General features: G+C 73.0%; 12 protein-coding genes. 1 reads left to right on the forward strand and 11 read right to left on the reverse strand.

Features of this window, described 5'->3' with window-relative positions:
- Positions 1-15: 15 nt before the first annotated feature.
- From pcaDC to AC0VYM_RS17250, 7 genes are read right to left on the reverse strand one after another with little or no spacing between them, the layout of a single operon-like run.
- On the reverse strand, positions 16-1155 hold the full coding sequence (pcaDC, locus tag AC0VYM_RS17220; protein WP_475453341.1) for a bifunctional 3-oxoadipate enol-lactonase/4-carboxymuconolactone decarboxylase PcaDC: 1140 nt from the start codon (positions 1153-1155) through the stop codon (positions 16-18).
- On the reverse strand, positions 1145-2518 hold the full coding sequence (gene pcaB, locus AC0VYM_RS17225) for a 3-carboxy-cis,cis-muconate cycloisomerase (RefSeq protein ID WP_475453343.1): 1374 nt from the start codon (positions 2516-2518) through the stop codon (positions 1145-1147). Before pcaB ends, pcaDC begins: the two co-directional genes overlap by 11 nt.
- A 34-nt stretch (positions 2519-2552) precedes the next feature.
- Positions 2553-3134 carry a protocatechuate 3,4-dioxygenase subunit alpha gene (gene pcaG, locus AC0VYM_RS17230; RefSeq protein WP_475453345.1) on the reverse strand — a complete coding sequence of 194 codons (582 nt, stop codon included), beginning with the start codon at positions 3132-3134 and terminating at the stop codon, positions 2553-2555.
- Positions 3131-3883 (reverse strand): protocatechuate 3,4-dioxygenase subunit beta, encoded by a 753-nt coding sequence (gene pcaH / locus AC0VYM_RS17235; RefSeq protein WP_475453347.1) that lies wholly within the window; start codon positions 3881-3883, stop codon positions 3131-3133. Before pcaH ends, pcaG begins: the two co-directional genes overlap by 4 nt.
- 50 nt (positions 3884-3933) lie before the next feature.
- Positions 3934-4122 carry a hypothetical protein gene (locus tag AC0VYM_RS17240; RefSeq protein ID WP_475453349.1) on the reverse strand — a complete coding sequence of 63 codons (189 nt, stop codon included), beginning with the start codon at positions 4120-4122 and terminating at the stop codon, positions 3934-3936.
- A 39-nt stretch (positions 4123-4161) separates the two neighbouring features.
- Positions 4162-4917, reverse strand: coding sequence for a CoA-transferase subunit beta (locus tag AC0VYM_RS17245; RefSeq protein WP_475453351.1), 756 nt, complete (start codon positions 4915-4917; stop codon positions 4162-4164).
- Positions 4914-5780 carry a CoA transferase subunit A gene (locus AC0VYM_RS17250; RefSeq protein WP_475453353.1) on the reverse strand — a complete coding sequence of 289 codons (867 nt, stop codon included), beginning with the start codon at positions 5778-5780 and terminating at the stop codon, positions 4914-4916. The genes AC0VYM_RS17245 and AC0VYM_RS17250 overlap by 4 nt, the downstream gene beginning before the upstream one ends.
- Positions 5781-5959: 179 nt before the next feature.
- Between AC0VYM_RS17250 and AC0VYM_RS17255 the strand changes: the two genes are divergently transcribed.
- Positions 5960-6763 carry an IclR family transcriptional regulator domain-containing protein gene (locus tag AC0VYM_RS17255; protein ID WP_475453355.1) on the forward strand — a complete coding sequence of 268 codons (804 nt, stop codon included), beginning with the start codon at positions 5960-5962 and terminating at the stop codon, positions 6761-6763.
- Positions 6764-6826: 63 nt separating this feature from the next.
- Here AC0VYM_RS17255 and AC0VYM_RS17260 read toward each other — a convergent pair whose 3' ends face one another.
- The 4 genes from AC0VYM_RS17260 to AC0VYM_RS17275 form a co-directional block, all read right to left on the reverse strand.
- A complete protein-coding gene (locus AC0VYM_RS17260; RefSeq protein WP_475453357.1) occupies positions 6827-8215 on the reverse strand; it encodes a tripartite tricarboxylate transporter permease in 1389 nt (462 codons plus the stop codon).
- A complete protein-coding gene (locus tag AC0VYM_RS17265; protein WP_475453359.1) occupies positions 8212-8661 on the reverse strand; it encodes a hypothetical protein in 450 nt (149 codons plus the stop codon). Before AC0VYM_RS17265 ends, AC0VYM_RS17260 begins: the two co-directional genes overlap by 4 nt.
- On the reverse strand, positions 8661-9929 hold the full coding sequence (locus tag AC0VYM_RS17270) for a hydroxymethylglutaryl-CoA reductase, degradative (protein WP_475453361.1): 1269 nt from the start codon (positions 9927-9929) through the stop codon (positions 8661-8663). Before AC0VYM_RS17270 ends, AC0VYM_RS17265 begins: the two co-directional genes overlap by 1 nt.
- Positions 9930-10049: 120 nt before the next feature.
- Positions 10050-11942: a helix-turn-helix domain-containing protein gene (locus tag AC0VYM_RS17275; RefSeq protein WP_475453363.1), complete on the reverse strand. Its 1893-nt coding sequence runs from the start codon at positions 11940-11942 to the stop codon at positions 10050-10052.
- Between the last annotated feature and the right edge of the window lie 6 nt (positions 11943-11948).

Genomic DNA, 11948 nt, shown 5'->3' on the forward strand with positions numbered 1-11948 from the left:
GCTCCAGCACCTGGTTCACCCGGTCCCGTCCTCCTCGAAGACCTCCTGCGCGATGGCGAACGCCTTGTTGGCGGCCGGGACACCGCAGTAGACCGCCGCCTGGAGGAACACCTCGCCGATCTCGTCGGGGGCCAGACCGTTGCGCAGGGCGGCCCGCACGTGCATGGCCAGTTCGCCCCAGTGCCCCTGGGCGACCAGGGCGGTGAGCACCATGCAGCTCCGGGTGCGCCGGTCCAGGCCGGGCCGGGTCCAGACCTCACCCCAGGCGTAGCGGGTGATGAGGTCCTGGAAGGGCTCGGTGAACGTGGTCGTGCGGGCCTCGGCCCGGTCCACGTGGGCGTCACCGAGCACGCTCCGGCGCACCCGCGTCCCGGCGCCGTGGCGGTCGGTCCCGGCCAGGTGCTGGGTGATGAGCGTGTTGACCCGGTCCGCGTGCGACCACGAGAGCAGGTGGGCGGCGCCCTCCAGCACCACGAACCTCGCCCCGGGCACGCGTTCCGCGATGAGTGCCCCGTGGCCCTCGGGCGGGGTGGAGGGGTCGTCGGCCCCGGCCACGACCAGCGTGGGCGCGGTGATCCGGTGCAGGTCCTCGCGCACGTCGTGGTGCTCGATGGCGCCGCAGCAGCCCGCGTACCCCTCGTCGGGGGTGTCCACGATCTGGTCGCGCAGGAGCGTGACGTCGTGGGGGCGCTCCGAGGCGAAGGCCGGGGTGAACCACCGCTGCACCACCCCGTCTGCCAGGGCGGCGGTGCCCCGCTCCCGGGCCAGGGCGGCGCGGTCCCGCCAGTTCTGCGCGGGCCCCATGTGGGGTGAGGTGGCCAGGAGCACGAGGCCGTCGACGCGTTCGGGGGCGTGGACGGCCAGCCACTGGCCGACCATGCCGCCGATGGACAGGCCCGCGAAGTGGGCGCGGCCGATCCCCAGCCGGTCGAGCAGGGCCAGGACGTCCCCGCCCAGGTCGGCCATGCTGTAGGGGCCCTCAGGCGCGGGCGAGCCTCCGTGTCCGCGCAGGTCCACGCGGATCACCCGGAAGACGGTGGAGAGCGCGTCCACCTGCGGTTCCCACATCCGCCCGGTGGTGCCGAGGGACCCGGCCAGCACCAGGGGCGGTGCGTCCGCCGGTCCGCTCACGACGTGGTGGAGGTCAACGCTCATCGGTTCCTTCTTCTTGGTCGGTGGGGTCCGTCCGGCCGGTCCTACCCGTCACCCGGTCGGTGAACACCGGTGCGGCGCCGAGGTAGTCGGCGGGGTCGAGCAGGGCCCTGATCCGGTCGCGGGTGCGCAGGCCGTGGAGGTGCTCGGCCAGGACCTCGACCGGGTCGCCGCCCCCGTCCACGGCGGCCCGACAGGCGGCGGTGACGCGCTGGTGGGCCGCCAGGCGGCCGAGTTCGGGGGTCAGGTCGGCGGTGAGGCGTTCGCTGAGCGCCAGCCCTCCGGTGAGGTCGAGGTTGGCGGCCATGCGTTCGGGGTGCACCCGGAGCCGTTCGACGCTCACGCGCAGCCAGGAGACGGCGGAGCCGGTGCGCCGGAGCAGGTCGGTCAGGGGCAGCCACTCGGCCTGCCAGGCCCCGGCGGCGCGCTGGTGCTCCTGGATCTGCGCGGCGAACAGGGTGGCCACCAACCCGGGTGTCTGCCGGGCGGCGGCCAGGGAGCTGACGGCGGCGACCGGATTGCGCTTGTGCGGCATGGTGGAGGATCCGCCCACGCCGCTCCCGCCCTCCTCGGTGACCTCGCCGACCTCGGTCTGGGCCAGCAGCACGACGTCCTGCGCGACGTTCCCGGCCGCCCCGCCCACCCGGCCGAGCGCGGCGGCGATCTCGGTGATCCGGCCGCGTTCGGCGTGCCAGGGCAGGAGGGGTTCGGGCAGGTCGAGGCGGACGGCGAAGGCGGCCGCCACCGCCGGACCGTGCGGGTGCAGGGAGGCGAGGGTGCCCACGGCTCCGCCGAGCTGGGCGGCCAGGTGGTGGTCCAGCACCTCGTCGAGCCGGTCGGCCGCTCCGGCCAGGCCCGAGGTCCAGCTCGCGGCGACGGCTCCGAAGGTGGTGGGCAGCGCCTGCTGGAGCAGGGTGCGGCCGGGCACGGGGGTGGCGCGGTGGCGGTCGGCCAGGGCCCGCAGCTCCTCGGTGAGGGCGGTCAGTTCGGTGCGCAGGGCGCGGCCGGCCCGGCGGACCAGGAGCATGGCGGCGGTGTCCATGACGTCCTGGCTGGTGGCTCCCTGGTGAACGTGGCGGGCGGCCTCGGGGTCCGTCTCGCGCACGTCCGCGGTGAGTTGCCTGACCAGTGGGATGACGGGGTTGCCCCCGCCCTCGGCCGCCCGGCCCAGGGCCGCCGGGTCGTGGCGGGCGGCCACACACGCGGCGGCGATGGTCTCGGCCCGTCCCCGCGTGATGACGCCGGTGTCGGCCAGGGCCCGGGCCAGGGCGGCCTCGGCGTCGAGCATGGCCTGGATCCAGGCGGTGTCGTCGGTGAGCGGTCCGAGGGGACCGTGGTTGAGGACACCGTCGAACAGGCCGGTCATGGGTGCTCCCTGGGTCGGGTGGGATCGGGGCGGGTCAGACGTCGAAGAAGACGGTCTCCCCCTCCCCCTGGAGGCGGATGTCGAGACGGTAGCCGTCCTCCTCCCGGTCGGCCACGAGGGTGGCGCGGGCCGCCGGGTCCTTGATGGAGCCCAGGACGGGGTCGGCCGCGTTGGCCGTCTCCTCTTCGGGAAAGTACAGGCGGGTGACCACCCGGTGCAGCATGCCGCGCGCGAAGACGGAGACGTCGACGTGGGGCGCCTGCGTGCCGGTGGGTCCCGGGACCCGGCCGGGTTTGAGGGTGAGGATCTCGTAGGAGCCGGTGGCGTCGGTGGGACACCGGCCGAACCCCCGGAAGCCGGGCAGGGAGCGGGCCCCGCGCGGATCGTCCGGGTGGTCGAAGCACCCGTCCGGGTCGGCCTGCCAGGTCTCGACCAGGGCGTCGGTGACCGGGGCTCCCGCACCGTCGTACACGGTGCCGCGCAGCCGGACCGCGCCGGGCGTGCCCTCGGCGACGGCGAAGGGGCCGTCCGGCCAGGGCAGACCGATGTGCAGGTAGGGGCCGACGGTCTGCGACGGGGTGGTGGGCACCTCGTCGCCGGTGGGGCGGGGGGTCATTCGTCCTCCTCCAGGACCTCTTCCTCGGACTCGAACGGGGTCTGCTCGCGTCCGCGCAGCACGATGTCCCACCGGTAGGCCAGGGCCCACTCGGGTTCGGTGGCGTCGTGGTCGTACCGGGCCAGCATGCGTTCGCGCGCCCGTTCGTCGGGGACCGACTGCCACATGGGGTCCTGGAAGAACAGGGGGTCGTCGGGGAAGTACATCTGGGTGACCAGGCGCTGGGTGAAGGCGCGCCCGAACAGCGAGAAGTGGATGTGGGCGGGGCGCCAGGCGTTCCGGTGGTTCTTCCAGGGGTAGGCGCCGGGCCGGACGGTGACGAACCGGTACCGGCCCCCGGCGTCGGTGAGGACCCTCCCCACCCCGGTGAAGTTGGGGTCGAGCGGGGCGGGCCAGGTGTCCCCGGCGTGGCGGTAGCGTCCGGCGGCGTTGGCCTGCCAGATCTCCACGAGGGTGTGCGGGACGGGTAGGCCGTCGCTGTCGCGCACCTGGCCGTGCAGGATGACGCGCTGGCCCTGGGGTTCGCCGTCGTGCTGACGGGTGAGGTCGTGGTCGTGGGGGCCGAGGCGGTCCTCCCCCAGGACGGGTGCGGTGATCTCGGTGAGCGTGTGCGGCAGCAGGGTGAGCGGGCGCCGGGGGTGGCGCAGCGCGGTGCTCCCGTAGCCGGGGAAGTCCAGGGGCGGGTGGGAGCCGTGGTCCCGGACGTAGCCGGGCACGTGGGACCCGCTTTCGTCGGAGGTGGTGGACATGCGGTCCTTCCTTTCGGACGGGCCCCGGAGGACGGCCGGGGCCCGGGTCTTCAGACGTGCAGGACGACGGCGCGGCCCTGGCCCACCCCGATGCACAGGGCGACCAGGCCCCCTCCCCCACCGCGTCGGCGCGGTTCGTGGGCGAGGTCGTCGGGGCGGGTTCCGGCGAGGGCGCCGCCGTACCTGCCGAAGGGGGTGCGGACAGCGCGGACAGCGTCGAGGACGGGGACTGCGGTCACCGTGGACCTCCAGGGCCGGGGGTGGGTCCGTCGTACGGCTCAGGCGGCGCCGGTCAGGGAGCGGACCACGGAGAGTTCGGTGTCGGTGGGCGCGGGGGTGCGGGAGAGGTCATCGGAGACGCGCAGGTCCCAGCCGGTGGCCTCGCGTACGGCCGGAAGCTCCACGCCAGGGTGCAGTCCCACCAGGGTGAGTTCGCGTGTAGCGGGGTCGGGTTCGAGGACGCCGAGATCGGTGATGACCCGCACCGGGCCGGACCCGGTCAGACCCAACCGTTCGCGGTCGCCGGGACCCGATCCGTGGCCCACCGAGGTCACGAAGTCCACCTTCTCCACGAACGCCCGGCGGCTGTGGCGCATGATCACGATGACCTCGCGGCAGGACGCGGCGATCTCGGGAGCGCCGCCCGCTCCGGGCAGGCGCACCTTCGGGTTCGCGTAGTCCCCGATGACGGTGGTGTTGATGTTGGCGTACCGGTCGATCTGCGCGGCACCGAGGAACCCCGCGTCGATGCGCCCGGCCTGGAGCCAGTAGTTGAAGACCTCCGGGACCGGAACCACCGTGTCGGCGGTGTCGGCCAGGATCCCGTCCCCGATGGACAGCGGCAGGTGGTCGGGAGAGGCGCCCAGGGTGCCGGACTCGTAGATCATCCACAGGTCGGGGGCGTGCGTACGGCTGGCCACGTTGGCGGCGGTGCTGGGCAGACCGATGCCGACGAAGCAGGCCATCCCGTTCCGCAGCGAACGGGCGGCGGTCACGGTCATGATCTCGTCGGACGTCCAGGTCACGGTGGTCACGCGCCTCTCCCAACGGGTGCGGTCCCGCCCTCGCCGGTGGCGGCGGGCGAGGAGGGGGTGGTCCGGGGGGCGGCGTTGAGGTCGCTGAGCCAGGCGGTGAAGGCCGCGCGGTCGCGTCCGATCTCGTCCCAGGCCCGGTAGGCGGCGTTGTCCCGCTCGTAGTAGCCGTGGGCGTAGGAGGGGGCGGCGCCGCCGGGGACGACGCTGACGGCGTCCACGACCCGGCTGGGCAGGATCACCTGGCCCGGGACGGGATCGAGGGCGTCCACGACCTCCTCCACGGTGACCAGGACCCGCTCGGAGGCCAGGGCGGCCTCCTTCTGGATGCCGGTGATGCCCCACAGCTGCACGTTGCCCCGGGCATCCGCTCGCTGGGCGTGGATCACGGCGACGTCGGGGTTGAGCGCGGGGACCGCGGCCAGTTCCTGCCCGGTGAAGGGGCAGGTGATGGTCCTGATGTGGGGGTTGTGTTCGACCAGGTCGGTGCCGGTGTAGCCGCGCAGGACGGCGAAGGGCAGGCCGGAGGCGCCCGCGACGTAGCGGTTGGCCATCCCCGCGTGGCTGTGCTCCTCGATCTCCAGCGGGACCGGCCAGGAACGGGTGACCGCGTCACGGAAGCGGTGCAGCGAGCCCACACCGGGGTTGCCGCCCCAGGAGAAGACCAGGCGGCGCGCGCATCCGGCACCGATGAGCTGGTCGTAGACGATGTCGGGCGTCATGCGGACCAGGGTCAGGTCCCGCAGACCCTGGCGGATGATCTCGTGCCCGGCGGCCACGGGAATGAGATGGGTGAACCCCTCCAGGGCGACGGTGTCGCCGTCGTGGATGAGCTGCCGGACCGCCTCGTCCAGGGGCACGGCCATGGCGACCCTCCCGTTCGTATAGCGAATAAATGTTCACAGTGCGAACATCTGGGTATGACGGTAGCGCCGATCACAGGGCCGGTCAAGGCACGGTCCGGCTGTTCGGTATGAGAACATCGCGATGGCCGCGACCCGACGCGGCGCCAGAACGACCCCCGAACCCGGACCTGGAAGGCCCCATGACCACCGAAGACGTCCCCGGACGCGGCGCACACTTCGTGCAGTCCCTGGAGCGGGGACTCATGGTCGTCCGCGCCTTCTCGGCCGAGCGCCCGTCGATGACCCTCAGTGAGGTCGCCCGCGCCACCGACCTCACCCGCGCCGCAGCCCGGCGGTTCCTGCTGACGCTGGTGGACCTCGGGTACGTGCGCACCGACGGTCGCATGTTCGCCCTCACACCGCGCGTGCTGGAGCTGGGGTACGCCTACGTGGCCTCCGCCGGACTGCCCGACGTGGCCCAGCCGCACCTGGAGGACCTGTCCGCGAAGGTGCGCGAGTCCGCCTCGGTGTCGGTGCTCGAAGGGGACGACGTCCTGTACGTCGCCCGCGTGGCGACCTCGCGGATCATGGCCGTGTCCATCGCCGTGGGCACTCGCTTCCCCGCCTCCACCACCTCGATGGGCAGGGTCCTGTTGGCCGGGTACGGGGACGCCGAGCTCGACGCCTACCTGGACCGGGTCGAACTGCGTCCGCTGACCAGGTACACCCTCACCCGCCCCGCCGACCTGCGGGCCGAGGTCCTGCGCGTGCGCGAGCAGGGATACGCGATCGTCGACCAGGAGCTGGAGGAGGGCCTGCGCTCGCTCGCCGCCCCCATCCGCGACGCGGGCGGTCGCGTCATCGCCGCGACCAACGTGTCCGCGCACGCCAACCGCTCCTCGATCGAGGACGTGCGCCGCGACCTGCTCCCCGCCCTGCTGGAGACCACCGCGCGCATCGAGGCCGACCTCGCCGCGGTCGCCCGCCGCGACGCCGTGCACTGACCACCGGACACGGCTCCGCGGCCCGACCAGGACGGGGTCGGGCCGCGGAGCGTCCGGGTGGGTTCAGGCCGCCAGCGCGAGCAGCTGGGGAACGGTCAGGACCGCGACGTAGAAGCCCATGAACTGCACGCCGCTGTGCATGTTGAACATCTTGCCGAACAGCCCTCCGACCAGTCCCACCGTGAGGGTCACACCCACCGCGAGCAGGCCGCCCTCGTACAGGCAGATCACCAGGATCAGCCCGGCGAAGGCGCCGATGATCGCCTCGTGCGAGATCCGGCGCATGACGAACGAGGCCGCCCGGTGCGCGTAGGTCATCGCGAACGGGTAGGCGATGACGGACGCGATGACCACGCCCAGCAGTCCGTAGACGAGGAACTCGCCGCTGGACATCAGGTCGTGCAGGTTGTGCGTCTCCCCGGTCTCGGTGTTGACCGTGTGCACCGGCGGCGCGTTGAACAGCGGCGCGGCCGGTCCGGCGGCCATCGGCGAGAGCGGCAGACCCAGCGCGATCAGCGGGATCAGCGTCTCGGCGATGTAGGTGGACTCGGTGGTGCCGTTGCGCACCGACATCACCGTGGTGAGCCGGTGGTACCCGTTCTTGATCCGGGCACCGACGATCTCGCCCATGAGCACCGTCATGGCCACCGGGGAGAACACGAACGTCGCGCTGGAGACCCCGGCGGCGGCGCTCGTGTAGGCGACCTGCTTGCGGTCCAGCACCTTGAGCGGGTTGGGGATGCGCCCGGACCAGGTCCGGGTGTCGGGAGCGAGGTCGAAGCGTCGCCTCGCGCGGCGCCGCAGCGACTCCCGCCCCGAGGGCGCCAGTGACAGGAACAGGTCAGCGATCAGCGGCCCGGTGGCGATGCCCAGGAAGAAGCTGATGGTCAGCGTCCCCCCGGTCGTCTGGGACACGAAGGCCTGCATGCCCACGACCAGCAGGACGAACGGCACCAGGGCGAGTACCGCCGCCAGCTTGCCCTTGGACGTGTAGGCGATGAGCACGGCCGCGACCACGAAGATCCACGGCGCCGCCTCGCCGATGGCGTCAGCGAAGGGGCTCAGCGCCCACGCGAACAGCACGGCCAGGGGCACCGACAGGAAGGCGGCGATCACGCCGCCGGAGATCGCCTTGCGCAGCGCGATGTGCGGTACGCCGAGCTCACGGAGTAGCTGGGCGTCCCTGAGCATGGGCACGGCGAGGGTGTCGCCGGGGATGCCCAACAGGGCCGTGGGGATGGCGTGGGTGATGTGCTTGGCGACGATCCCCGCCATGAAGAAGGTGAACACCCCGGCGGGCGGAACGCCGAGCAGCACCACCAGCAGGGTCAGCGGCGCGATCGTGGCCGTCTCGTCGGTGTAGGAGGCCAGGCCGATGAAAGCGAAGACCACGGCGCCGATCAGGCCCATGCCCAGGGCCCAGGAGGCGTCGGTCAGCAGTTCGGGACTCACGGGTTCTGCTCCTCGCTGCGGCGGCGGTGCTGCGCCAGCAGGTCGTCGAAGAGTCCGAGCGCACGCAGTTCCCTCTGTACGGGTTCGGACAGTTCGGTGGGGTCGCCGAGCGGGCCGTAGTCGGCCTCGACGGCGTCCATGGCGGCCCGCCTGCTCTGCTCGGTGGGTGCGTGTTCGGTGACCACGCGCTTGGGCGGGAACAGCAGCGCCCCACCGAACCCGGCCAGCAGACAGCCGACGAGTCCGACCAGGAGGGCGTAGGTCCCGGCGACGGTCTGGTCGTCGACCAGGCGGGAGAACAGCAGTTCCGCCCCCAGGTACAGGGGCACGGTCAGACCGACGCCCAGGGCGATCGCCCAGATCGTGTGGCGGGAGTCGACGGTGTCGCCCCAGATCTCCAGGAGGCGGCCGCCGTCCTCCTCCTGCTCCGTCGTGGGTTCGGTCATCATCGTCCCCTCAGCTGGCCGAGGACCGCCTCGGCCCGGTCCTGTCGGATGGCCTTCTCCTGGACGAGGACGGCCACGACGCGGTCCACCTCGTCACCGCTCGCTCCGGCGGCGACCGCGATGTTCCTGGCGTGCAGCGACATGTGGCCGCGCTGGATGCCCTCGCCCGCGAGGGCGCGCACCGCGGCGATGTTCTGGGCCAGCCCCACGGCGGTGACGAGCTCACCGAGCTCCGTGGCGTCGGCGACCCCGGTGAGGGCGACGGCGGCCTGGGCGGCCGGGTGGGTGCGGGTCGCGCCGCCGACCAGGCCCACAGGGGTGGGCAGTTCCAGCGTGGCCACGACGTTGCCGTCGGCGTCGCGCTCGAAGGTGGACAGCGAGGTGTAGCGTCCCTCGGCGTCGACCGCGTGGGAGTGGGCTCCGGCCTCGACCGCTCGGGTGTCGTTGCCGGTGGCCAGCACGACGGCGGAGACGCCGTTCATGATGCCCTTGTTGTGGGTGGCGGCGCGGTAGGGGTCGGCGGCGGCCAGGCGGTAACCGTGGATCATGTCGGTGGCGATGGCCTCGCCCCCGAGGGCCTCGGTATCCAGGACGGCCCGCGCTCGGCTGAGCCGGAGGTCGGCCTTGTTGGTGAGGATGCGCAGGACCGGACGGCCCCCGGCCACCTCGGCCAGACGCGTCGCCACCGCCTCGGCCATGGTGTTGACGGCGTTGGCCCCCATGGCGTCGCGCACGTCGACCACGAGGTGGGCGACGACGTAGGTCTCCTCGAACGCCGTGACCGTGCGCGCGGTCAGGTCGCGTGCGCCGCCGCCGACCTCGACGAGCCGGGGGTCCTGGGCGTTGGCCAGCGCGACGAGTTCGGCGCGCGCCTCCAGGACCCGCAGGCGGGCGGCCTCGGGATCGGCCACGTCCACGACCTGGATCTGTGCCTGCATGACCGGGCCGGTCGAGCTGGTGTGGAAGCCGCCCAGGACCCGGGCGATGCGGGCGGCGTTGCTGGCGGCGGCCACCACCGAGGGTTCCTCGGTGGCCATCGGCACCAGGACGTCGCGTCCGTTGACGGTGAAGTTGGTGGCGACGCCGACCGGGACGCCCATCACTCCGACGGCGTTCTCGATCATGTGGTCGGCGGCGGCCACGCTCAGTCCGTGCTGGTCGAGGGCGTCGAACACGGACGCGTCCAGGCCGCTGACGGAGGCCAGGCTCGCGCGCCGCTCCTGGACGCTGAGGGAACGGAAACCGGACAACCTGCTGGTTTGCACCACGTGTGGATTCACTCCTGAGGGAAGGGCGCCCCCGATGTGGGGTACGTCACTGAGGATTGGTCCATCCAAGCAGCGCCGTTCACCCCGGCGACATGTCCGAAACGGACAGGAAACCGGCGGTCAACCTGTCACTTTCCCGCCCTGTCGGAGCAGGTGGAGGCGGGTGGCCACGGTCACCCGGAACATGGAGTCGGCGGACCGCCAGTCCTCACCCAGCAGCGAGGCCACCCGCTCCAGCCGCTGTTTGACGGTGTTGGGGTGGACGTACAGGGCACGCGCGGCGCGGGTCACGCTCCCGCCGCTTCCGGCGAGCGCCGTGATGGTTCCGGTGAGGTCGGTGTGGTGCCGGGCGTCCCAGGCCACGACGGGGCCGATCACGCGGTCGACGAAGGAGAGCGCACGGCCGCCGTCGGTACCGAACATCGCCAGGTAGGGCGCGTAGTCGTCCACCTCGAAGGCTCCGTGGCGCACGCCCAGGGCGGGCAGGAACGCGGCGCACTCCCAGGCCTCGGTGAGGACGGCGGGCAGGTCGGAGAGGGAACCGACGGGGGAGCCCACCGCCAGGACGGGTGACTCCGTGGCCGCCCCGACCCGCTGGGCGACCCGTTCGGCGGCGGCGGTCGGGTCCCGGCCGGGGACGAGCACGCTCACGCCCTCCCCCTGAGCCGCGGCCATCCACCCTTCGTGGACGGCCAGGGCCCGGTGCGGGGCGTGCCGGTGGCGGTCGGGGACGGGAACGACGACCACGGTCCAGGGCTGGTCGAGGACGATGCCGCGCGCCGAGGCCCTCCGCCGGAGGGTGTCGGTGTCCGCGGTGCCGGAGAACAGGTCGAGGGCGAGCTCCCCGCGCACCCGTTCCTCCGCGTGGGTGACCGCCTCGCTCTGCATCGTGAGGAGGGCGAGGATCTGCCCGGAGCGTTCGATGGTGCGGCGCTCGACGTCGCTCAGGTTGCCGTCGCCCCGCCCCACGAGCAGTACGCCCAGCAGTTCGGCCCCGGCGGAGACGGCGACCACCACGTCCGGACCCGGGCCCTCCACCGGGGCGCAGTGACCGGACTCGCGGCTGCGGGCGAGGGCCTTCGCGGTGGCCGGGGCGAGTCGGCCGCCCGGCCACCACGCGGCGGCCTCCTCCGAGGTGCGGGTGACCGTGCGGTGGTCGCGGTCAGCGACGGCGACGGGGCGGCCCAGGGACTCGGCCAGGGTCAGGGCCACCTCGTGTGGGCCGTGGCCGGACAGGACCAGGGCGGTCAGCCGCTCGTGCACGCGGGCCGCGGCGGCCATCGCCTCGGAGTGGCGTTCGGCCCGGTCCGCCGCCTCCGTGGCGGCGGCGAAGAGGCGGGCCGTGTGCAGGATGACCGCCGCCTGGTCGGCGAAGGCGGACAGCAGGGCGATCTCCTCACGGGCGAAGGGACGCGAGGCGCGGTCGGCGGCGAAGAGGACCCCGAGGATCTCTCCGTTCGCGGACATCGGTACCCCGACGAGGGAGCGCAGCTGTTCCTCGGCGATGGCGGCGTCGATTCCGGGGTCGCGGTCGAAGTCGTCCCGAACGCCGTAGTCGGAGGTCCACTGGGGGGTGTTGGTCCGCACCACGCGGCTGGCGATCCCGGCTCCGGCCGGGACGCGCAGGCCCGGGAAGCGCGGGGAGACGGTGCCCCGGCTGGCCCGGACGAAGAGTTCGTCGGTGTCCCTGTCGTGGACGGACAGGTAGGTGACGTCCGTCCCGACGAGGTCGTGCGCGCGGTCGACCAGCCGCCTGAGCAGCGGCTCCACGTCCCGGACCTCGACGAGGTCGCGTGTGCTGGCGATCAGCGCGGAGAGTTCCCCCTCGCGCCGCCGGAGGCGCGTGAGGCGCGAGGACAGGCTCCTGACCCGCTCGACCAGTGCGCCGCCCACGGGCCCCAGGAGGTCGGTGACGTCGTCCGTGGACGGGTGTTCGCCCTCCTCCAAGCGGACGAGCAGCTCAGCGAGCGCCCGCTGGCTGCTCGCGTCGAAACGCGGGAGACCTTCTTCCATCGCACC

Source organism: Nocardiopsis sp. iso_237, assembly GCF_056173345.1.